20 protein-coding genes are annotated in these 22761 nt (G+C 65.5%); 13 read left to right on the top strand and 7 right to left on the bottom strand.

All coding sequences use genetic code 11. The features are described 5' to 3' along the window. The first annotated feature begins 114 nt into the window (after positions 1–114). From K8M09_RS18155 to K8M09_RS18165, 3 genes are all read left to right on the top strand, one after another. Entirely contained in the window at positions 115–1512 is a 1398-nt protein-coding gene (locus K8M09_RS18155) for a DUF2793 domain-containing protein (protein ID WP_160786824.1), read from the top strand. A gap of 64 nt (positions 1513–1576) precedes the next feature. Then, positions 1577–2035: a YbaK/EbsC family protein gene (locus tag K8M09_RS18160; protein ID WP_160786823.1), complete on the top strand. Its 459-nt coding sequence runs from the start codon at positions 1577–1579 to the stop codon at positions 2033–2035. A gap of 231 nt (positions 2036–2266) precedes the next feature. After that, a complete protein-coding gene (locus K8M09_RS18165; RefSeq protein WP_160786822.1) occupies positions 2267–3559 on the top strand; it encodes an NCS2 family permease in 1293 nt (430 codons plus the stop codon). Positions 3560–3692: 133 nt separating this feature from the next. On the opposite strand, the gene K8M09_RS18170 is transcribed toward K8M09_RS18165, so the two are convergent. Both K8M09_RS18170 and puuE read right to left on the bottom strand, forming a co-directional pair. After that, complete coding sequence (locus K8M09_RS18170) at positions 3693–4178, bottom strand: ureidoglycolate lyase (protein WP_160786821.1); 486 nt, start codon at positions 4176–4178, stop codon at positions 3693–3695. 305 nt (positions 4179–4483) lie between these two features. Beyond that, a complete protein-coding gene (gene puuE, locus K8M09_RS18175; protein WP_160786820.1) occupies positions 4484–5902 on the bottom strand; it encodes an allantoinase PuuE in 1419 nt (472 codons plus the stop codon). 161 nt (positions 5903–6063) lie between these two features. On the opposite strand from puuE, the gene uraH reads away from it, so the two are divergent. The 4 genes from uraH to xdhC are packed head-to-tail and all read left to right on the top strand — an operon-like array spanning position 6064 to position 11129. Further along, a complete protein-coding gene (gene uraH / locus K8M09_RS18180) occupies positions 6064–6429 on the top strand; it encodes a hydroxyisourate hydrolase (RefSeq protein WP_160786819.1) in 366 nt (121 codons plus the stop codon). 4 nt (positions 6430–6433) lie between these two features. After that, on the top strand, positions 6434–7918 hold the full coding sequence (gene xdhA, locus K8M09_RS18185; protein ID WP_160786818.1) for a xanthine dehydrogenase small subunit: 1485 nt from the start codon (positions 6434–6436) through the stop codon (positions 7916–7918). 3 nt (positions 7919–7921) lie between these two features. Next, on the top strand, positions 7922–10279 hold the full coding sequence (gene xdhB / locus K8M09_RS18190) for a xanthine dehydrogenase molybdopterin binding subunit (RefSeq protein WP_160786817.1): 2358 nt from the start codon (positions 7922–7924) through the stop codon (positions 10277–10279). Between the two features lie 4 nt (positions 10280–10283). Further along, entirely contained in the window at positions 10284–11129 is an 846-nt protein-coding gene (xdhC, locus tag K8M09_RS18195; RefSeq protein WP_160786816.1) for a xanthine dehydrogenase accessory protein XdhC, read from the top strand. On the opposite strand, the gene K8M09_RS18200 is transcribed toward xdhC, so the two are convergent. Genes K8M09_RS18200 through K8M09_RS18210 form a run of 3 tightly spaced genes read right to left on the bottom strand, consistent with a single transcriptional unit; the run spans position 11130 to position 12798 of the window. Then, the gene (locus tag K8M09_RS18200; protein ID WP_160786815.1) at positions 11130–11558 is read right to left on the bottom strand and encodes a type II toxin-antitoxin system VapC family toxin; all 429 of its coding nucleotides are present in this window, start codon (positions 11556–11558) and stop codon (positions 11130–11132) included. Beyond that, positions 11558–11812, bottom strand: coding sequence for a type II toxin-antitoxin system Phd/YefM family antitoxin (locus tag K8M09_RS18205; protein ID WP_160786814.1), 255 nt, complete (start codon positions 11810–11812; stop codon positions 11558–11560). Before K8M09_RS18205 ends, K8M09_RS18200 begins: the two co-directional genes overlap by 1 nt. A gap of 38 nt (positions 11813–11850) precedes the next feature. Next, positions 11851–12798, bottom strand: coding sequence for a LysR family transcriptional regulator (locus tag K8M09_RS18210; protein WP_160786813.1), 948 nt, complete (start codon positions 12796–12798; stop codon positions 11851–11853). 141 nt (positions 12799–12939) lie between these two features. On the opposite strand from K8M09_RS18210, the gene K8M09_RS18215 reads away from it, so the two are divergent. Continuing rightward, positions 12940–14181, top strand: a complete 1242-nt coding sequence (locus K8M09_RS18215) for a urate hydroxylase PuuD (RefSeq protein WP_160786812.1) — start codon at positions 12940–12942, stop codon at positions 14179–14181. Then, on the top strand, positions 14178–15494 hold the full coding sequence (gene guaD / locus K8M09_RS18220; protein WP_160786811.1) for a guanine deaminase: 1317 nt from the start codon (positions 14178–14180) through the stop codon (positions 15492–15494). Before K8M09_RS18215 ends, guaD begins: the two co-directional genes overlap by 4 nt. 66 nt (positions 15495–15560) lie before the next feature. Here guaD and bhcR read toward each other — a convergent pair whose 3' ends face one another. After that, a complete protein-coding gene (gene bhcR, locus K8M09_RS18225; RefSeq protein ID WP_160786810.1) occupies positions 15561–16388 on the bottom strand; it encodes an HTH-type transcriptional regulator BhcR in 828 nt (275 codons plus the stop codon). A 163-nt stretch (positions 16389–16551) separates the two neighbouring features. On the opposite strand from bhcR, the gene gcl reads away from it, so the two are divergent. The 4 genes from gcl (at position 16552) to K8M09_RS18245 (ending at position 21481) form a co-directional block, all read left to right on the top strand. Next, positions 16552–18339, top strand: a complete 1788-nt coding sequence (gene gcl, locus K8M09_RS18230; RefSeq protein ID WP_160786809.1) for a glyoxylate carboligase — start codon at positions 16552–16554, stop codon at positions 18337–18339. A 12-nt stretch (positions 18340–18351) separates the two neighbouring features. After that, positions 18352–19131, top strand: a complete 780-nt coding sequence (gene hyi, locus K8M09_RS18235) for a hydroxypyruvate isomerase (RefSeq protein WP_160786808.1) — start codon at positions 18352–18354, stop codon at positions 19129–19131. 35 nt (positions 19132–19166) lie between these two features. Next, positions 19167–20051: a 2-hydroxy-3-oxopropionate reductase gene (locus tag K8M09_RS18240; protein ID WP_160786807.1), complete on the top strand. Its 885-nt coding sequence runs from the start codon at positions 19167–19169 to the stop codon at positions 20049–20051. Positions 20052–20212: 161 nt separating this feature from the next. Next, positions 20213–21481: a glycerate kinase type-2 family protein gene (locus K8M09_RS18245; RefSeq protein ID WP_160786806.1), complete on the top strand. Its 1269-nt coding sequence runs from the start codon at positions 20213–20215 to the stop codon at positions 21479–21481. 55 nt (positions 21482–21536) lie between these two features. On the opposite strand, the gene dnaJ is transcribed toward K8M09_RS18245, so the two are convergent. Further along, positions 21537–22670: a molecular chaperone DnaJ gene (gene dnaJ, locus K8M09_RS18250; RefSeq protein ID WP_160786805.1), complete on the bottom strand. Its 1134-nt coding sequence runs from the start codon at positions 22668–22670 to the stop codon at positions 21537–21539. Positions 22671–22761 lie beyond the last annotated feature (91 nt).

The raw sequence follows: 22761 nt of genomic DNA on the forward strand, positions 1-22761 counted from the left end.
TAGTGGGGAGCGAATACGAAGGCCCCGCCCCGCTCCCCGGAACGTGCCCCGATTTTCCCCGCCTTTCGCGGCCCGCCTATACTGATGCGGACATTCGCACAGGAGCCGGACGAAATGGACGCGACCGATAATCTGAACCTTCCCTATATCCTGCCCGCGCAGGCGCAGAAGCATGTCACGCACAACGAGGCGCTCAAGGCGCTGGACGCGCTCCTTCACCTCGCCGTCCTGAGCAGGTCCACCGGCACGCCGCCGGCAAGCCCGGTCGCCGGGGACCGCTATATCGTTCCCGCCGGCGCGACGGGCGAATGGGCCGGCCAGACGAAGGCGGTGGCCGCCTGGCAGGACGGTGCATGGACCTTCCATGCGCCGCGCGAGGGCTGGCTTGCCCAGGTGGCGGACGAGAACCGCCTTCTCGTCTTCAAGGCCGGCGACTGGCTACCGGCGGCCTTCGATATCGCCGTCGCCGACCGGATCGGCATCAACGCCACGGCGGACGCCACCAACCGGCTTGCCGTCGCCGCGCCCGCCTCGCTCTTCAACAACGAGGGCGCTGGGCATCAAATCAAGGTCAACAAGGCCAATGCCGGCGACACCGCCTCCCTGCTGTTCCAGACCAACTGGTCCGGCCGCGCCGAGATGGGACTGGCCGGCAGCGACGCCTTCCGCATCAAGGTCAGCGCGGACGGCTCCGCCTTCAACGACGCCTTGGTGGCCGACCCGGCGACGGGGCGTGTCACCTTTCCGGCGGGCGTGCAGGGCATGCGGCCGCAACTGGCGGCGGGCCGGACCTATTATGTCTCGACCGGCGGCAATGACGGCAACAGCGGCCTGACGGCGGGCGCACCCTTCGCGACGCTGCAGAAGGCGATCAACGAGGCCCACAAGCTGGATACGGCGGGCTATGACGTCACCATCGAGCTTGCCAATGGCAGCTATGCCGGGGCGACGGTTCCCCGCGCCCTTCCCGGTGGCGGGACGCTGTTCATCAAGGGCAACGAGACGACGCCCGCCTCGGTCGTCCTCTCCTCGGGTCTCGTCTTCGGCAGCGGTGCGCAGGCGCGCGTTTCCGGCATCCGCATCGCCATCGCCACGGATCTCGTCCACGGGCTTTCCGTCGGCAACGGCGTCTCCCTGCGCCTCGGCAGGATGGAATACGGCGCGGTCGGCGCGAATGCCGATCATATCTTCTGCGACAATCCCTGCCAGATCGTGCTGGAGGACAATGTCGCCATCACCGGCGGCGCACGGCGGCATATGAATATCGGCGCGGGCGTGCTGCTTGCCGAAGGGCGCACCTTCACGCTGACGGGCGCGCCGGCCTTCACCCAGTTCGCGGCAGCCCGCAATTGCGGCGCGGTCTCGCTGTCCAACCCCACGGTTTCGGGCAGCGCCACCGGCAGCCGCTACCTCGCCGAGACCAATGGCGTCATCAACACCTTCGGCAAGGCGGCGACCTTCCTGCCCGGCTCCACCGCCGGCACCACGCCCTCGGGCGGCATCTACGCCTGACCCATTGCACCCCGCGAGCCGGCGGCCTCTTGCATCGGGGCCGCCGGACTGGCTATGAAATGCCATGTCGCTCGAATCCGTCCGTTCCTTCTTCACCGAACACGCTCCCGATATCGACGTGCTCGTCACCGAGCAAAGCTCGGCCACCGTGACGCTCGCCGCCGAGGCGCATGGCGTCGCCCCCGAGCAGATCGCCAAGACGATCTGCCTGCGCGTCGGCGAGGAGATCGTGCTCCTGGTCGCCGCCGGCACGGCGCGGCTCAGCAATCGCAAGTTCAAGGACCGCTTTTCGGCAAAGCCCCGCATGCTGGACGCCACGGAGGTGGTGGCCGCCACCTCGCATCCGGTCGGCGGCGTCTGCCCTTTCGGCCTGCCTTCGCCGCTGCCGGTCTATTGCGATGTCTCGCTGCGCGCGTTCGAGGAGGTCGTTCCGGCCGCCGGCGCGACAAATGCCGCGGTGCGCATCGCGCCGGAGCGCATGGCGGGGCTGGTCGGCGGCGCGTGGGTCGACGTGTGCGAATGACAGGCCGGCGATCCTAGCAAGTCGTGAAAGAGTTTCGCTAAAATCCGGGGAAATCCCCCGCTGGCGCGGGCCGCGCGGAAAAAGCAATATAACGAAACTGTGATCACGGTGGCCTGTCCTTTGGAAGCCGCCGCGCACAGGCGCGGAACGATCCGCGACGGGCCGCTGGAGGAGTATGGCCCGCATCTATCGCACGGCGGCGCCTATCCGCGTCCGCCAGGGGGAGAAAACATGTTTGAACGGCTTTTCAAGCTGAGTGAGCACGGCACCACCGTGCGCACCGAGGTGATCGCGGGTCTCACGACCTTCCTCACCATGTCCTATATCATCTTCGTCAACCCGGATATCCTGTCCACGACGGGCATGGACCGGGATGCCGTGTTCGTCGCGACCTGTCTGGCTGCCGCACTCGGCTCCATGGTCATGGCGACCATGGCCAACTGGCCGATCGGCATGGCGCCCGGCATGGGCCTCAACGCCTTCTTCGCCTTCACCGTCGTTGCCGCCCTCGGCTTCACCTGGCAGCAGGCGCTCGGCGCGGTCTTCATCTCCGGCATGATCTTCGTCCTCCTCACGGTGACGGGCATTCGTAGCTGGCTGATCGAGGGCATCCCGCACTCGCTGCGAAGCGCCATCGCCGCCGGTATCGGTCTCTTCCTCGGCATCATCGCCCTGAAGAGCGCCGGCATCGTCGTCGACAATCCGGCGACCCTCGTCGGCCTCGGCGACCTCAAGCAGACCGGCCCGCTTCTGGCGATCCTCGGCTTCTTCGTCATCGCCGTGCTCGACGCGCTGCGCGTCAAGGGCTCGATCCTCATCGGCATTCTCGTCGTCACGGTTCTTTCGTGGATCCTCGGCGTCAGCGAATTCCGCGGCGTCGTCTCTATGCCGCCGTCGATCCTGCCGACCTTCCTGCAGCTCGACATCATGGGCGCCCTGCATGGCGGCCTGCTGCACGTCATCCTCGTCTTCGTGCTCGTCGAAGTCTTCGACGCCACGGGCACGCTGATCGGCGTCGCCAAGCGCGCCGGCCTCATCCAGGAAGGCCAGAAGAGCCGCCTCGGCCGCGCCCTTCTCGCAGACAGCACGGCCATCGTCGCCGGCTCGCTGATGGGCACGAGCAGCACCACCGCCTATGTCGAAAGCGCCTCGGGCGTTCAGGCCGGCGGCCGTACGGGCCTCACCGCCTTCACCGTCGCCATCCTGTTCCTCGCCGCCCTCTTCATCTCCCCGCTCGCCGGCTCCGTTCCGAGCTATGCGACGGCACCGGCCCTGCTCTATGTCGCAGGCCTGATGATGCGCGAGCTGACGGAAGTCGAATGGGAAGACCTGACGGAAGCGGCCCCGGCCGCGCTGACCGCGCTCGCCATGCCCTTCACTTACTCGATCGCCAACGGTCTTGCCTTCGGCTTCATCAGCTACGTCGTGTTGAAGCTCTTCACCGGCAAGTGGAAGGACATCCACCCGGCAACGGCGGTCGTCGCGGCCCTCTTCATCATCCGCTTCGCCTTCTTCGCGGAATAGACGGGGAACCATCGATCCAAAAGGAACGGGCCGCGCGATGAGCGCGGCCCGTTTTCGTTTGGGCATGTCCATGGGTACGAAAATGCCGGCCCGTGGAGGCGGGCCGGCGGATCCGTGAACCCGATGGGTGGGTTCAGCGGATCAGGAACTTCTCGCTGTAGAAGTGCTCTTCGAGATTGACGCCCTCGCCGCCGCGGTCGACCACGGCGAAATCGGAGACCGCATCGAGCGGCGTCAGGATGCCGTGCCAGACATTGCGGCCGATATTGACGCCCTGGCCCGGCGCGGTGCGGAAGGCGATCGGCTCGGCCGGGCCGTTCTCCGTCTCTTCGGCGACGACGACGAGGAAGGAGGCTTCGCCGAGCGGAATGAAGGCCTGGCTGCCGAGCGGATGGCGCTCGACCATGTTCAGCTCCAGCGGCAGCGGGTAAGGTTCGCCGCGCAGCAGGCTGATCATCGGCCGCGCCTTCTCGCCGGTCGTCTCGATATTGGCAAGGTCGTGGAAACGGGTGCATTTGCCGGCGTTGATCGGGAAATTATGCGCGCCGTCGCGCTCGATGACCTGGCCGAAGGGCGCGAAGGCCTCACGGGTCAGCGGTTTGATCTCGATGGTCTTCATGGTTTTCCTCCCTCGGCCACATGGCCAGAAACATGGCTGGCGGCCAAGACCGCCTTTCGAATGAATGGTCAGGCGGATTGCGCAGGGCACCCGCTGTCTTCATGCACTGGCCGCCCGACGCAGAATGCGGCTGGCGGCGAACGTCTGCCCGGGCAGGATCGCCCTGCCAGGGCATCGACGGGCTTCGACAAGGGTGGGGAGGTTCCCCGTCGCGCCCGTCCGGTCTTTCAACCGTTACTTATATTGACGCCATGGCCGGACGCAGGCAAGCGCCGGCGGAAGGCGGCAGATCGGCCTTTGCCGGCTCAGGCCGGCAGCAGCGCCTTGAGCCGCAGGAAGCCGATCCGCTCCACCTGCTTGCAGGCGGTGGCGAATTCGGCAGTGCGGTCATTGGCGATGCGCGTCTCGAAGGCGGCAAGAATGCTTGCCTTCGTGTTGTCGCGCACGGCGATGATGAAGGGGAAGCCGAACTTCTTCACATAGGCGTCGTTGAGCTCGGTGAAGCGGGTGCGCTCCTCGTCCGTCAGCGCGTCGAGGCCGGCGGATGCCTGTTCCTCGGTCGAGCTTGCCGTCAGGCGCTTGGCCTGCGCCAGCTTGCCGGCAAGGTCCGGGTGGGCGACGAGCACGCCGAGGCGTTCCTCTTCGCTTGCGGCGCGGAACTGGAAGGTCAGCGCGGCGGCAAGGCCGAGCGCGGTGTCGTGCGCCGGCGAAAGCTCGTCGGCCCAGGCGCGCTGCGCCACCCAGGGCGAATGCTCGAAGATGCTGCCGAAGCGTTCGACGAAGACATCTTCCGGCATCTGCGAAGGGCGCTCGGCAAGCGGCTGCGGCGGATGGGTCTTCGCCCAGTGCTCGGCGATATCGACACGCCGGGCGATCCAGACCTTCTCATGGCTCTGCACGTAGTCGATGAAGCGGGCGAGCGCCATGACGCGGCCGGGGCGGCCGAGCAGGCGGCAGTGCAGGCCGATGCTCATCATCTTCGCGCTGCCGGCCTTGCCTTCGGCATAGAGCGCGTCGAACGAATCCTTCAGGTAGGTGAAGAACTGGTCGCCGCTGTTGAAGCCCTGGGGCGTGGCGAAACGCATGTCGTTGGCGTCGAGCGTATAGGGGATGATGAGTTGCTGCTTGCCGCCGTGCTCGTACCAGTAGGGCAGGTCGTCGGCATAGGTGTCGGAAATGTAGTCGAAGCCGCCGGCTTCGGCCACGAGATCGACCGTGTTGACGGAACAGCGGCCCGTATACCAGCCGCGCGGCCGCTCGCCGGTGACGAGCGTGTGCAGGCGGATCGCCTCGGCGATGGCCGCGCGCTCGTCGTCCGGCGACATATCCTTGTGCTCGACCCATTTGAGGCCGTGCGAGGCGATTTCCCAGCCGGCCTCGATCATCGCCGCCACCTGGGCGGGCGAGCGCTTGAGGGCGGTGGCGACGCCGTAAACCGTGACGGGCACGTTCTTTTCCGTCAGCAGCCGGTGCAGGCGCCAGAAGCCGGCGCGCGCGCCGTATTCATAGATGGACTCCATGTTCCAGTGGCGCTGGCCCGGCCACTGCGCGGCGCCGACGATCTCCGACAGGAAGGCTTCCGAGGCCGCGTCGCCATGCAGCACGCAGTTCTCGCCGCCTTCCTCGTAGTTCAGGACGAATTGTACGGCGACGCGCGCTTCGCCCGGCCAATTGGCGGCCGGCGGGGTCTGACCGTATCCGTGCATGTCACGGCAATATCGCATGGAACGCTCCTCCAAACGTTGTTCGATGACGAATGTCTAACCCAAGAATCGCCCGCGCCATTCCCCAGGAAAATTTGAAAGTCTCGAACGATCTTTCTGCTTTTCAGTGGAAAGAGGCTGGCAGATAGTGATTGCAGGCGCATTGTGTTCGGGAGGAAAATATGACGTCTCATTCGCACGGAGCGGGTCGGCTCACGACCCACGTTCTGGACACCGCACTGGGCAAGCCGGCGGAAGGCCTGCGCATCGACCTCTTCCGCGTCGAAGGCGACGCGTTCCATCTCATCAAGACGGTCGCGACGAACGACGACGGCCGCTGCGACGCGCCGCTTCTTTCGGGCGACGACATGAAGGCCGGCACCTACGAGCTGCGCTTCCACGCCGGCGACTATCTCGGCCGCTCGGGCGACGCCCCGATGTTCCTCGACATCATCCCCATCCGCTTCGGCCTTGCCGACGAAGGCGCGCATTACCATGTGCCGCTTCTCGTCTCGCCGTACAGCTATTCCACCTATCGCGGGAGCTAAGCCCATGGCGGCCGCCAAGATCCGCTCCGAACTGCGCTTCATCCTCAACGGTCAGGACGTCACCCTGCGCGACGTCGCGCCCGACCATACGCTGCTCGACTGGCTGCGCCTTTCCCGCTCGCTCAAGGGCACCAAGGAAGGCTGCGCCGAGGGCGACTGCGGCGCCTGCACGGTGCTGGTCGGCCGCCTTACCCCGCAGGGCGGGCTGGTCTATGAAGGCGTCAACGCCTGTATCCGCTTCATGGGCTCGCTCGACGGCTGTCATGTCGTGACGGTCGAGCATCTCGCCGGCAGCGGCGACAAGTTGCATCCCGTGCAGCAGGCCATGGTCGACTATCACGGCTCGCAGTGCGGTTTCTGCACGCCGGGCTTCGTCATGTCGCTCTATGCGCTGTGGATGCAGACGCCGAACCCCTCCGACGAGCAGATCGAAGTCGCGCTGCAGGGCAATCTCTGTCGTTGCACCGGCTACGAGCCGATCCTGCGCGCCGCCCGCGCCATCTCCGAATATGGCGGCACGGACAAGGATCCGCTGCTCGTCGAACGCACGACGATGATCGCGCGCCTCAAGGCGCTGCGTGATGGCGCCCGCGTCGAGATCGGCGAAGGCAAGCAGCGGTTCATCGTGCCGGCCAATCTCGACGATTTCGCCGCCGTGCTGGAAGCCTCGCCCACCGCCACGGTCGTCGCCGGCTCCACCGACGTCGGCCTCTGGGTGACGAAGCACATGCGCGACATCTCGCCCGTCGTCTTCATCGCCGGGCTGGACGAGTTGAAGTCGCTGTCCGTCAAGGACGGCGTGGTCACCATTGGCGCAGGCGTCACCTATACCGAGGCCTTCGCCACACTCGCGCAGCATATTCCCGCGCTCGGCCCTCTCATCAACCGCATCGGCGGCCAGCAGGTGCGCAACATGGGCACGATCGGCGGCAACATCGCCAACGGCTCGCCCATCGGCGATACGCCCCCGGCGCTGATCGCGCTTGCCAGCAGGCTGACCTTGCGCAAGGGCGCTGAGCGGCGCACCATCTCCCTGCAGGACTTCTTCATCGCCTATGGCAAGCAGGACCGCCAGCCGGGCGAATTCGTCGAGGCCGTGCATGTGCCGGTGCCGCCGGCAGCGGAAAAGTTCGCCGTCTACAAGGTCACCAAGCGCCGCGACGAGGACATCACGGCAACGCTCGGCGCGTTCCGTCTGACGCTCGCCGCGGACGGTACGGTATCGGCCATCACCATCGCCTATGGCGGCATGGCGGCGACGCCGAAGCGCGCCTTCGCCGTGGAAAAGGCCCTTGTCGGCCAGCCGTGGACCGAGGCGACCGTCGAGGCGGCGATGGAGAAATACGCGGAAGACTACGCCCCGCTGACCGACATGCGCGCCACGGCCGAATACCGTGCGCTGGTCGCGAAGAACCTTCTCCTGCGGTTCTACATGGAAACCACATCCAGCGAGACGCCCGCACAGGTGTCCAGATACGAGGCTGCGTGAGCCATGAACAAGCACCACACTCCCGATCTCAAGGCTGAAAAGATCGACGGCGGCGTCCATTCGAGCGTTCGTCACGATTCCGCGCACAAGCACGTCGCGGGCACCGCCATCTATATCGACGACATCGCCGAGCCGGCGGGCACGCTGCATGCCGGTCTCGGCCTCTCCACCGTCGCGCACGGCGTCCTGAAATCCGTCGACCTTTCGGCGGTGCGCGCCGCTCCCGGCGTCGTCGACGTGCTGACATACGAGGATGTGCCCGGCGTCAACGACGTCTCGCCCTCGGGCATGAACGACGACCCGGTCTTCGCCGCCGGCAAGGTCGAATTCCACGGCCAGCCGATCTTCTGCGTCATCGCGGAAACCCGCGAGGAGGCCCGCCGCGCCGCGCGCCTCGCGAAGATCGAATACGAGGAGCTGCCGGCCGATATCGACATCTGGGACCTCGACGTCGAGACCCACCGTCAGGTCGTCACCCCGCTGACGCTGAAGCGCGGCGATCCGGCGACCGCGCTGAAGAACGCGCCGCGCCGCGTGAAGGGCCGCATGCGGCTCGGCGGTCAGGACCATTTCTACCTCGAAGGCCAGATTTCCTTCGCCGTTCCCGGCGAGGACGACGAGGTCATGGTCTACTGCTCGACCCAGGGGCCGAGCGAGACGCAGCATATGATCGCCCATGCGCTCGGCGTGCCGAGCCATGCGGTGACGGTCGAGGTGCGCCGCATGGGCGGCGGCTTCGGCGGCAAGGAAACGCAGGCGAACCAGTGCGCCGCCATCGCGGCCATCGCCGCCAAGAAACTGAACCGCGCCGTCAAGGTCCGGCTCGACCGTGACGAGGACATGGTCGCCACCGGCAAGCGGCACGATTTCGCCATCGACTACGAGGTCGGCTTCGACGAGGAAGGCCGCATCCACGCCGTCGATTACACGTTCGCTCTCCGGGCCGGTTTCTCGGCGGACCTTTCCGGCCCGGTGGGCGACCGTGCCCTCTTCCATTGCGACAACAGCTACTTCTTCCCGCATGTGCACGCCAAGTCGGCGCCGCTCTACACCAACACCGTGTCGAACACCGCCTTCCGCGGCTTCGGCGGCCCGCAGGGCATGGTGGGGGCCGAGCGCGTCATCGACGAGGTGGCGTTTGCCGTCGGCAAGGACCCGCTCGAAATCCGCAAGCTGAATTTCTACGACGAGATGGGCGTGGAGGGTGAGCGCAACCTCACCCCCTACCACCAGAAGGTCGAGGACTGCATCATCCAGCGTGTCGTCGCCGAGCTGGAGGAAAGCGCTGATTATGCCGGCCGCCGCAAGGCCATCGCCGAATTCAACGCCAAGAGCCGTGTCGTCAAGCGCGGCCTTGCGCTGACGCCGGTGAAGTTCGGCATCTCCTTCACCAAGACGGAATCCAACCAGGCCGGCGCGCTGGTGCATGTCTACACGGACGGCTCCGTGCACATGAACCACGGCGGTACGGAAATGGGCCAGGGCCTGCACCTGAAGGTGGCGCAGGTGGTGGCGGAAGAGTTCCAGATCGACCTCGACCGCGTGAAGATCACCGCGACGACGACCGCCAAGGTGCCGAACACCTCGCCGACCGCCGCCTCCTCTGGCGCCGACCTCAACGGCATGGCCGCGCAGGACGCCGCCCGCCAGATCAAGGACCGGCTCATCGATTTCGCGGCGGAAAGCCATCAGGTGCCGCGCGATCAGGTTGTGTTCCTGCCCAACCGCGTGCGCATCGGCAATGCCGAGATATCGTTCAACGAGCTGGTGCGGCAGGCCTACATGTCGCGTGTGCAGCTCTCGGCGGCCGGCTTCTACAAGACGCCGAAAATCCACTGGGACCGTTCCAAGGGCCGCGGCCACGCCTTCTACTACTTCGCCTATGGCGCGGCCTGCTCGGAAGTCTCCGTCGATACGCTCACCGGCGAATATGTCGTCGAGCGCACCGACATTCTGCACGATACCGGCCGTTCGCTGAACAAGATCATCGATATCGGCCAGATCGAGGGCGGCTTCATCCAGGGCATGGGCTGGCTGACGACGGAGGAACTGTGGTGGGACGGCAAGGGGCGGCTGCGCACCCACGCGCCCTCCACCTACAAGATCCCGCTCGCCTCGGACCGGCCGAAGATCTTCAACGTGGCGCTCACCGACTGGTCGGAAGCCTACGAGCCGACGATCCACCGCTCCAAGGCGGTCGGCGAACCGCCGCTGCCGCTCGGCCTTGCCGTGCTGCACGCCCTTTCGGACGCCATCGCCAGCGTGGCGGATCACAAGATCTGCCCGCGCCTCGACGCCCCGGCGACGCCCGAATGCGTGCTGATGGCCATCGAGCGGCTGAAAGCCGCAAAGAAGGGGTGAGACAATGCCCGCCGCGCGCGAAGATATCAGGGATTTCCTTCGCCGCGAGCGGGCGGTCATCCTTGTCGAGGTAACGGGCGCGGCGGGGTCCACGCCGCGCGATACCGATGCCTGGATGCTGGTCTCCGAACGGGCGATCTTCGCGACCATCGGCGGCGGGCAACTCGAATATATGGCGATCGACCACGCGCGCCGGGCGCTACGCTCCGGCGCTGCCGCCGAGCCGATGAGCGTGCCGCTCGGCCCGGAGATCGGCCAGTGCTGCGGCGGCCACGTGGGCCTGTCCTTCGCGGCGGTCACCCCGGCGCTGGCAAGCGACCTCATCGCCCGCAGCGACAAGGAAATGGCCTCACGTCCGCATGTCTATGTCTTCGGCGCCGGCCATGTCGGCGATGCGCTCGCCCTGGCTCTGTCACTCGCCCCGCTGCGCGTCGTCCTCGTCGATACCCGCGAGGACGAGCTGACCGCCTCCACGGTGCCGGGCATCGAAACCTGCCTCACCGCCATGCCGGAAGCCGTGGTGCGCGATGCGCCGGCCGGCAGCAGCTTCGTCATCCTGACCCACGACCACGCGCTCGATTTCCTCATCGCCGCCGAGGCGCTCAAGCGCCCGGACGCCGCCTATGTCGGCATGATCGGCTCCAAGACGAAACGCGCCACCTTCAAGAGCTGGCTGCTGCGCGAGATCGGCAATCCGGACCTTTTCGAAAACCTCGTCTGCCCCATCGGCGGCACGGCGCTTAAGGACAAGCGCCCGACCGTCATCGCGGCGCTCGCCACCGCCGAAATCATGACGGCGGCGCTGGTCTGGAAGCCGCAGCATGAGACGGCGGCATCCGGCCGGGGTTGATCAACCTGCCGGCAAGGGTGTCCACGGATTGAGGCACGGCACGCCGAAGGGCTGGAAATCCGCGACATTGCGCGTGACGAGAACCAGATTATGGGCAAGTGCGGTTGCCGCGATCATCGCATCGGCGCTCGGCCGGCGGTCCGGGGTGGGAAGCCTGCCGGCAAGTGCGGCAGCTTGCGCGTCGAAGGAGAGGATGCGGCCCTCAAAGGCCGGCAGCACTTTGCCGGTAAGCCAGAGGGCGAGGTCGTCGGCAAAGGCCGGATTGCGGCCCCGCTCCCGCGCGATGCCGAATTCGATCTCCATCAGGGTCACGGCCGAGAGATAGGCGTTCTCGATATCGAAAGCGTGCAGGAATGTCTGGAATTCCGGGCCTTGACGCTCGGGGCGGCGGGAAGCGGAGACGATATTCGTATCCAGCAGGAAGGCCATCAGAGCGTCACGTCCCGGTCCGCGAAGCTGGCGCGTTCCGGTTCGAAGGCATCGTCGAACGGCGAATCGGCATGGTTCAAGGCGTCGTACAGGCTCCTGGACGCGCGCCAGTGATCCTTGAAATCGCTATAGCGAACCAGCACATAGCGTGCTTCGCCGTGCTCCGTGATGACGAGGGGGCCGTCATTCGCGGCCTTCTTCGCCTTGCTCGGGTTCTGGTTGAAATCGCCGCTGGTCATGGAGGCGAGGGGCATTTGGGTACTCCAATCTAGTATATTTTTCAATAAATATACTAGGCTTCGACCTCCATTTCAATGACCTGCTCCTCGCCCAGCAATTTGCCAATGAGCCGCTGACAGCGCTCCGCCATGAAATCGATCATCAGGCGGACCTTCGGGTCCTGGAAGCGCTTGTGCGGATAGATCGCGGCGAGCTGGACGGTGGCGGGCGGGCTGTCTTTCAGGATTTCCACCAGCCGGCCTTCGGCGAGATGGGCCTTTACCTCGAAGAGCGGCTTGTTGATGATGCCACGGCCTTCCAGCGCCCATTGGGTGAGTACGTCGCCGTCGTCGCTGTCATAGGGGCCGCCGACCTCGAACTTGCGCGGGCCTTCGGCCGTCACCAGCGTCCAGTAATATTCCTTGGAGCCGGGATAGCGCAGCAGGAGACAGTCGTGCTTGTCGGCGATCAGCGCGTCCGCCGTCTTCGGCGTGCCGCGGCGGGAAAGATAGTCCGGCGAGGCGCAGAGCACGCGCTCGCATTTGAGGATGCCGCGCATGCGCAGGTTGGAATCCTCGAGCACGCCGAGCTTGAAGGCGACGTCGACGCCTTCGGCAAGGATATCGACATTGTGGTCCGACAGGCGCACGCGCACCTCGATGTCGGGATATTTGTCGTGGAATTCGGGAATGCCCGACGCAATGAGGCGCCGGCCGATGCCGAGCGGAGCGGTGATGCGCAGCGACCCCTTGGGGTTGCGCGAGAGATCGGCGATCGCCGCTTCCGCCTCGTTCACCGCCTCGATGATCTTCACCGCGCCCTCGTAGAAGACGCGGCCGTGCTCGGTTGGGGAAAGCTTGCGCGTCGTGCGGTTGAACAGCCGCACGCCGAGATGGCGCTCCAGCTCCTTGATGCGATTGCTGGCGACCGCGGGCGTGACGCGCTGGTCGCGGCCCGCCGCCGAAAGGGTACCGAGTTCGACCACGCGAACGAAGACGCGTACATTATCGAGATAGGACATGATTCTTTCTACCACATTGGCGTGCGGAGCAAAGTGGGCGGCCATCTTTTAGATTTTTTTGAAAGACTTGGGGATTCCCCGGGATTTCCGGGTAAATAACTTGATGGCAAACAAGCTTATGGAAAATGGGTGGAGGACCCTATGTACGAATATGCCATAGCCTGGGATTGGGTAATGTTCGCAGTCCGCTGGCTGCACGTGATCACGGCCATCGCCTGGATCGGCTCATCCTTTTACTTTGTCGCCCTCGACCTGGGCCTGAAGAAGCATCCTGACCTGCCGCCGGGCGCCCATGGCGAGGAATGGCAGGTTCACGGCGGTGGCTTCTACCACATCCAGAAATACCTCGTGGCGCCGGCCAAGATGCCCGAGCACCTCGTCTGGTTCAAATGGGAAAGCTACGCCACCTGGCTCTCGGGTTTCGGCATGCTCTGTCTCGTCTATTACGCGGGCGCGGACCTCTACCTCATCGATCCGAACGTGCTGAACGTTTCCAAGCCGGTGGCCATCGCCATCTCGCTCGGCTCGCTCGCCTTCGGCTGGATCATGTACGACCTCATCTGCAAGTCGCCCTTCGGCAACGACAACACGCGGCTGATGGTGGCGCTGTACTTCATCCTGGTCGTCGTCGCCTGGGGCTACACGCAGCTCTTCACCGGCCGCGCCGCCTTCCTGCATCTCGGCGCCTTCACGGCAACGATCATGTCGGCGAACGTGTTCTTCATCATCATGCCGAACCAGCGCATCGTCGTCGCCGACCTCATCGCCGGCCGCACGCCCGATCCGAAATACGGCAAGATCGCCAAGCAGCGCTCCACACACAACAACTACCTGACGCTGCCGGTTCTATTCCTCATGCTGTCGAACCACTATCCGCTGGCATTCGGCACGGAGTTCAACTGGATCATCGCCTCGCTGGTCTTCCTGATGGGCGTCACGATCCGCCACTACTTCAACACGACCCATGCCGGCACGGGCAACCCGACCTGGACCTGGCTTGCAACCGCGCTGCTCTTCGTCATCATCATGTGGCTTTCCACGGTGCCGAAGGTGCTGACGGGTGAAACCGCCGACGCCACGGTCTCGGCCACGCAGCAGCCCTTCGTGACGGCGGAAGCCTTCCCGAAGGTGCGCGACACCATCGCCGGGCGCTGCGCCATGTGCCACGCCAGGGAGCCGGGCTGGGAAGGCATCGTCACGCCGCCGAAAGGCGTGATGCTGGAAACCGACGCGCAGATCGCGGCCCATGCCCGCGAGATCTACCTGCAGGCCGGCCGCTCGCACGCCATGCCGCCGGCAAACGTCACCCAGGTTTCGGACGAGGAGCGTAAGCTCTTCGTCGCCTGGTACGAAAGCGCCGTCAGCGGGGAGAAGACCCAGTGAGCGATCTCCTGATCCGCGGACGGGTGCTTACCTTCATCGCCGAGCCCCAGGGCATCGACGACACGGCCGCCTATCGCTACCACGAGGACGGTGCCGTCCTCGTGCGTGACGGCAAGGTGGTTGACACAGGCGACTATGCTGCCATCAGCAAGCTCGCCGGCACGGATGTCGAGGTGGCCGATCATCGGCCCAACCTCGTTCTGCCGGGCCTTATCGATACGCATTTGCACTTCCCGCAGACTCAGGCCATCGCCTCCTACGGTGCCCAGCTCCTCGAATGGCTGAACACCTATATCTTCGTCGAGGAACAGAAATTCGCCGATGCCGTCCATGCGGCGGCCGTGGCGGACCGGTTCTACGACGAGCTTCTGTCGAACGGCACCACCACCGCCGTCGCTTACTGCTCGGTGCATCCCGAAAGCGTCGACGCCTATTTCACGGCGGCCGAGGCGCGCGGCATGCGCATGGTCGGCGGCAAGGTGATGATGGACCGCAACGCGCCCGACGCGCTGCGCGACACGCCGCAGAAGGGCTATGACGAGACGAAGGCGCTCATCGAGAAATGGCACGGCCGCGGCCGCGCGCATTACGCGATCAGCCCGCGCTTCGCCATTACCTCGACGCCGGAGCAGATGGAGATGAGCCAGGCGCTCGTCGCGGAAAATCCCACCTGCTACGTCCAGACCCATCTTTCGGAAAACCACGACGAGATCGCGTTTGCGACCTCGCTCTACCCGGAAGCCAAGGACTATACGGACATCTACGCCCGCTACGGCCTCCTGAACGAGCGCATGCTGCTCGGTCACTGCATCCACCTCAGCGACCGGGAAGTCGGCGTTCTCGCCGAGACCGGCAGCGTTGCGGTCTTCTGCCCGACCTCGAACCTCTTCCTGGGGTCCGGTCTCTTCGACCGCGACCGTTTCGACAAGGCCGGCGCGCGCTGGTCGGTGGCGACGGATGTGGGCGCGGGCACCAGCTTCTCCATGCTGGAGACGATGGACGAAGCCTACAAGGTGCTGCACCTGCGCGGCCAGAAGCTGACGCCGTTCAACTCCTTTTACCGCATGACGCTCGGCAATGCCCGCGCGCTCGGCCTCGAAAAGCATATCGGCTCGCTCCATGCCGGGGCGGATGCGGATATCGTCGTGCTCGATTCCAGCGCCAAGCCCGCCATGGAATACCGCATGCGCACGGCGAAATCGCTGCTGGAGGAACTGTTCGTCCTCCAGACCATGGGCGACGATCGCTGCGTGGCGGAAGTCTATGTCGCCGGCAAGCCGATGAAGCCGAAGGCGCACGGCGCGCGGGGGTAACCCGCCGCCTCACGCCTGACGGTCAACACCATTACGCCGCCGTATCCCTCCGGATGCGGCGGCGTTTCATTTTCCGTTGAGCCGCCCGCCCATCGCCTTGGTCACGCCTTCCGCCGCGGCGCGCACCACGGGGCCGAGCGCATCCACCTTGGCATCGGGCAGGCGCACAGCCGGCCCGGAAACGGAAATGCCGGCGACGGCCTCGCCATATTCGTCGAAGATCGGAGCGGCCACGCAGCGCATGCCGAGCGTGTGTTCCTCGTCATCGATGGAAAAGCCGCGGGCGCGGATTTTCGCGATATCGCCGAGCAGCAGGGGCAGGCTGTCGCGCGTCTTGTCGGTGAAGTGCAGAAGCTCGCGGCCGGCAAGCAGCGCCTCGATGCGTGCATCCGGCCAGGTCGAGAGGATCGCCTTGCCGATGCCGGAGGCGTGGATCGGCCCGCGCCGGCCGGGGCGGAAGAAGGCGCGCATCGGCGCATGGCTTTCCACCTGCGAGATGAACACCACGTCGCCGTCGTCCTCGATGCCGATATTGGCGGTCTCGCCGCAGCCCTCCATCAATTGCTTCAGGAAAGGCCGGCTGATCGTGCCGAGCTTGCGGAAGCGGAGATAGGCGGTACCGATCTCGAAGGCCTTCACGCCGATGGTCCAGGCTCCGGTCTCCCCGTCATGGGTCACCATGCAGTGCTGGGCGAGCGAGGTCAGCAGGCGATGCACCGTCGAGGGCGCCATGCCGGACTGGTCGGCAAGGTCCGTCAGCGCCGCGCCGTCCGCCCGCGCCACCAGATCGAGGAGTTTCAGGCTCCTGTCCAGCACCTGCACGGAAGAGGGCGCCGCATTCTCCGCCGGTTTGCGGCCGGGCCGTCCCCTCGTCTTTTCCTGATGCTCCGCCATGGCCTTGTCTCCTCGTCGCCGCATCATGCCATAGCCCGCTTGCGGCGATTGTTCCAGATTCGTTGAAAATGTTTATTTCCATCTGATGGGATGAATTTCCATTTTCCCATTGCGTGAAAAACGGAATGCGGTACCTTCCGCCCTGAGAGACGGAGGAAAACCCATGGCTAAAATGCGTGCTGTCGATGCAGCGGTGCTGGTTCTGGAAAAGGAAGGCATCGACTGTGCCTTCGGCGTACCGGGCGCAGCGATCAATCCCTTCTATTCGGCGCTGAAGGCGCGCGGCTCGGTCCGCCACGTCCTCGCCCGCCATGTCGAAGGCGCAAGCCACATGGCCGAAGGCTATACCCGTGCCCGCTCCGGCAATATCGGCCTTTGCATCGGCACGTCCGGCCCGGCCGGCACCGACATGATCACCGGCCTTTATTCGGCATCCGCCGACTCGATCCCGATCCTGTGCATCACCGGCCAGGCGCCCCGCGCCCGCCTCGACAAGGAAGACTTCCAGGCTGTCGACATCGCGAAGATCGCCGCGCCCGTCACCAAGTGGGCCGTCACGGTCATGGAACCGGGCCTCGTTCCCTATGTCTTCCAGAAGGCCTTCCACACGATGCGCTCCGGCCGTCCCGGCCCGGTCCTTATCGACCTGCCGATCGACGTCCAGCTCGCCGAGATCGAGTTCGACATCGACGCCTACGAACCGCTGACGCCCTACAAGCCGGCCGCGACCCGCGCCCAGGCCGAGAAGGCGCTCACCATGCTCAATGAATCCGAGCGCCCGCTGCTCGTCGCCGGCGGTGGCATCATCAATGCGGATGCCTCGGACCTGCTCGTCGAATTCGCCGAAATCATCGGCGTCCCGGTCATCCCGACCCTGATGGGCTGGGGCACGATCCCGGACGACCATCCGCTGATGGCCGGCATGTGCGGCCTGCAGACCTCGCACCGCTACGGCAATGCCACGCTGCTCGCCTCGGACTTCGTCTTCGGCATCGGCAACCGCTGGGCAAACCGCCACACCGGCAATGTCCCGACCTATACGGAAGGCCGCAAATTCATCCACGTCGACATCGAGCCGACGCAGATCGGCCGCGTCTTCACACCCGATTTCGGCATCGTCTCCGACGCCGGCGCCGCCCTTCAGGTCTTCCTGGAAGTCGCGACGGAATGGAAGGCCGCCGGCAAGCTGCGCGACTGGTCCAACTGGGCCAATGAATGCCGCGAGCGCAAGCGCACCATGCTGCGCAAGACGCATTTCAACCAGATGCCGCTGAAGCCGCAGCGCGTCTACGAGGAAATGAACAAGGCCTTCGACCGCGATACCTGCTACGTCTCGACCATCGGCCTCAGCCAGATCGCCGGCGCGCAGTTCCTGCACGTCTACAAGCCGCGCAACTGGATCAACTGCGGTCAGGCCGGCCCGCTCGGCTGGACGCTGCCGGCAGCGCTCGGCGTGCGCGCCGCCGATCCGGATCGTCCGATCGTCGCCCTGTCGGGTGACTACGACTTCCAGTTCATGATCGAGGAGCTTGCGGTCGGCGCCCAGCACAAGCTGCCCTACCTGCATGTCGTCGTGAACAATTCGTATCTCGGCCTCATCCGCCAGGCCCAGCGCGGCTTCAACATGGACTTCGAAGTTTCGCTCGCCTTCGACAACATCAACGCGAATGCCGACTCGGAAGCCGGCTACGGCGTCGATCACGTCGCGGTCGCCGAAGGCCTCGGCTGCAAGGCGCTCCGCGTCCGCAGCGCCAACGAGTTCCAGGAAGCCTTCAACACGGCGCAGAAGCTGATGAAGGAACACCAGGTTCCGGTCGTCATCGAGTTCATCCTCGAGCGCGTCACGAACATTGCCATGGGCGCAGACATCAACGCCGCCGTCGAGTTCGAGGAACTGGCCGAGCGCGGCGAAGACGCACCGACGGCGACGCTCGCCGCCCTGCTGGACTAAGGAGAGAGAACCATGCCGAAATTTGCGGCCAACCTCACCATGCTCTTCAACGAAGCGCCCTTCATGGAGCGCTTCGCCCTGGCCGCCAAGGCCGGCTTCGAAGGGGTCGAGTATCTCTTCCCCTACGATTTCGACAAGGACGCCATCCGCGCCGAACTCGACAAGCACGGCCTGACGCAGGTCCTGCACAACCTGCCGGCCGGCAACTGGGCCGGCGGCGAGCGCGGCATCGCGGTCCTGCCGGATCGCGTGGACGAATTCCGCGAAGGCGTGGCGAAGGCCATCGATTACGCAACGAAGCTCGGTTGCAAGCAGATCAACTGCCTGTCGGGCATCGCGCCTGCCGGCGTGCCGGACAGCGTGCTGCGTGCCACCTTCGTCGCCAACCTGAAGCTGGCGGCCTCCGAACTCGGCAAGCACGGCATCAAGCTGCTGATCGAGCCGATCAACCATTTCGACATTCCGGGCTTCTACCTGAACACCCCGGATCAGGCGGCCTCGATCATCGCGGAAGTCGGCTCCGACAACCTCTATATCCAGTACGACCTCTACCATCAGCAGCGCACCGAGGGTGAGCTGATCGGCACGTTCAAGAAGCACCAGGCACAGATCGTCCACGTGCAGCTTGCCGACAATCCGGGCCGCAACGAACCGGGCACGGGCGAGATCGCCTATCCCTTCGTGTTCAAGACGCTGGACGCGCTCGGCTACGACGGCTGGATCGGCTGCGAATACAAGCCGCGCACGACCACCGAAGAAGGCCTCGGCTGGCTGGCCGAAGTCGGTCGCTGAGCAAACCATACATTCTAAGATTGGGAGACAAGATCATGGCAAATATCGGTTTCATCGGCCTCGGCATCATGGGCACCCCCATGGCGCGCCACCTGCAGAATGCCGGCCACACGGTCATCACCTCGAAGTTCTTCATTCCGCCGCACAAGGATCTGGTCGATAACGGCCTGCAGATCGTCGAAAGCCCGAAGGCGCTCGCCGAAACGGTCGACACGATCATCCTCATGCTGCCCGACACCCCGGAAGTCGAAGACGTGCTCTTCGGCGAGAACGGCGTCTCCTACGGTCTTTCGGCCGGCAAGCTCGTCATCGACATGAGCTCGATCTCGCCGATCGCCACCAAGGAATTCGCCAAGAAGGTTCGTGCGACCGGTGCGGAATATGTCGACGGCCCGGTTTCGGGCGGTGAAGTCGGCGCCAAGAATGCCTCGCTCTCCATCATGGCCGGCGGTTCGCAGGAAAGCTTCGACCGCGCCCTGCCGCTCTTCCAGCTCATGGGCAAGAACATCACGCTCGTCGGCGATTGCGGCGACGGCCAGGTGACCAAGGTCGCCAACCAGATCATCGTTGCCCTCACCATCGAAGCCGTTGCCGAAGCGCTCGTCTTCGCATCCAAGGCCGGCGCCGATCCGGCCCGCGTGCGCGCGGCGCTGATGGGCGGCTTTGCCTCCTCGCGCATTCTCGAAGTGCACGGCGAGCGCATGGTCAAGCGCACCTTCGATCCGGGCTTCCGCATCTCGCTGCACCAGAAGGACCTCAACCTGGCTCTCCAGGGCGCCAAGGCGCTGGGCGTTTCGCTGCCCAACACCGCCTCGACGCAGGAACTCTTCAACCAGTGCGCCGCCCATGGCGATGCAGGCCTCGATCACTCAGGTCTCGTCACGGCGCTGGAGCGCATGGCGAACCACGCCGTCGCATGACGGCCTGACCGGGCGGGGAGGGGAGCCCCGCCCGGTCACCCCTTCTGGAGGAGGAGATACAGCCCCTCGCCCCGCTGCGCCGTTACCGACTGGAGGCGGTTCTGGCGCGCGGGCGGGGGGCTGTGTTTATATGAGCCATTCGCATGAACCGGAGGAACCCTATGCCGACCATCGCCGATCCGCGCGCCTTTCTCGAAAACCTCTTTTCCGTCGCGGTTTCCGCTGCCGACCCGGAAAAGGTGCTGGCCGCCAACCTGCCGGAAAAGCCGAAGGGCCGCACGGTGGTGATCGGCGCCGGCAAGGGCGCCGCGCAGATGGCCCGCGCCTTCGAGCGCCTGTGGGATGCGCCGCTGACCGGCGTCATCGTCACGCGCTACGGTTATGCCGTCCCCTGCGAGCGCATCGAGGTTCTGGAAGCGGCCCATCCGGTGCCTGACGATAGCGGCCTTCTCGCCTCCGGCCGCCTGATGGCCGCCGTACGGGGCCTTAACGAAGACGACCTCGTCGTCGCCCTCGTCTGCGGCGGCGGCTCGGCCCTTCTGCCCGCGCCCGCCGGCGACCTGACGCTGGCCGACGAGATTGCCGTCAACAAGGCGCTGCTCGCCTCCGGCGCGCCGATCAGCGCCATGAACGCCGTGCGCAAGCAGGTCTCGCGCATCAAGGGCGGCCGGCTCGCCGCGCTCGCCCATCCGGCCCGTGTGGTCTCGCTGGTCGTTTCCGATATTCCCGGCGACAATCCCGCCCTCGTCGCCTCCGGCCCGACCATCGCCGACGAGACGACCCGCGCCGACGCGCTGCGCCTCATCGAGCGCTACCGCCTCGACCTGCCGGAAGCCGTCATGCGCCATATCCGCGACGGTAAGGACGAGCCGCCGCTGCCGTCCGATCCGCGTTATGCCCGCAACGAGGTGAAGCTGGTCGCTTCCGCCGCCGTCTCGCTGGAAGCTGCTGCCGCTGCCGCGAAGAAGGCCGGCGTCGAGGCCGTCATCCTGTCGGATGCCATCGAAGGCGAGGCCTCCGAAGTCGGCCGCGTCCACGCCGCCATCGCGGCGGAAGTCGTGCGCCGCAACCGGCCATTCGAAAAGCCCGTCGTCATCCTTTCGGGCGGTGAGACCACCGTCACGATCAAGGGCAAGGGCAAGGGCGGCCGCAACGGCGAATTCCTGCTCTCCTTCGCCTGCGCCACGGATGGCCTTGCCGGCCTTTCGGCGCTTGCCGCCGATACGGACGGCATCGACGGCTCGGAGGACAATGCCGGCGCCTTCGCCGACGGCACCACCGTCGCGCGCCTCGCCGACAAGGGCAAGGACGCCGCCGAATTCCTGTCGCGCAACGATAGCTGGACCGCCTTCGACGCCCTTGGCGACCTCTTCGTGCCCGGCCCGACCGGCACGAATGTCAACGATTTCAGGGCGATCCTCATCCAGTAGCCCAAAACAGAAAGCCCCGGCATTGCCGGGGCTTTTCGTTTGGTCCTCCAGGCGATCAGCCTTCGAAGAATTCCTTCATCCGGGCGAAGAAGCCCGCCGATTCCGGGTTGTTCTCCTTCGAGGAAATCTCCTCGAATTCCTTCAGCAGCTCGCGCTGGCGCTTGGTCAGCTTCTGCGGCGTCTCGATCTGGATCTGGATGTAGAGATCGCCGACCTGGCTGGAGCGCAGCACCGGCATGCCCTTGCCCTTCAGGCGGAACTGTTTTCCCGCCTGCGTGCCCTCGGGCACCGAGACGCGCGACTTGGTGCCGTCGAGCGTCGCCACGTCGAAGGTGCCGCCGAGTGCCGCCGTCGTCATCGAGATCGGCACGGCGCAATAAAGGTCCGCCCCGTCGCGCTGGAAGAATTCGTGCGGCTTCACCGACAGGAAGATATAGAGGTCGCCCGCCGGTCCGCCGCGAACGCCCGCTTCACCCTCGCCGGAAAGGCGAATGCGCGTGCCGTCCTCGATGCCGGCCGGGATGTTGACCGACAGCGAGCGCTCTTCCGTGACGCGGCCGTTGCCGTGGCACTTGGTGCAGGGATCGGTGATCGTCTGGCCGCGGCCGTGGCAGGTCGGGCAGGTACGTTCGACCGAGAAGAAGCCCTGTGCGGCGCGCACACGGCCGGAGCCCTGACAGGTGGCGCAGGTCTTCGGGCTGGTGCCGGGCTTTGCGCCCGTGCCGGTGCAGACGTCGCAGGTGATCGACGTCGGCACGCGAATCTGCGCGGTCTTGCCGGCGTAAGCCTCTTCCAGCGAGATTTCCATGTTGTAGCGAAGGTCACCGCCGCGCTCGCGCCCGCCGGAGGACCGCCGCTGGCGCCCGCCGCCCATCATCTCGCCGAAAATGTCCTCGAAGATGTCGGAGAAGCCGCCGCCCTGGAAACCGCCGCCGCCGAAGCCGCCGCCACCCATGCCGCCCTGCTCGAAGGCGGCGTGGCCGTAACGGTCATAGGCCGCGCGCTTCTGCGGGTCCTTGAGCGTCTCATAGGCCTCGTTGACGTCCTTGAACTTCTGTTCGGAAGAGGCATCGCCCGGATTCTTGTCGGGGTGATACTTCATCGCCATCTTGCGGAAGGCGCTCTTCAGCTCCTTCTCGTCGGCGGTCTTGGAGACACCCAGCGTCTCGTAAAAATCAGCTTTTGCCATTCGGGTTCACGTCCGTTTCGCGGGAACGGTCTTGTTGTGTGTATCGGGAAGCTTGCCTTGGCCGCACGCATGCGAAAGGCGGAAGCCGGGC

The organism is Shinella zoogloeoides (genome assembly GCF_020883495.1).
GTDB classification, from domain to species: domain Bacteria; phylum Pseudomonadota; class Alphaproteobacteria; order Rhizobiales; family Rhizobiaceae; genus Shinella; species Shinella zoogloeoides.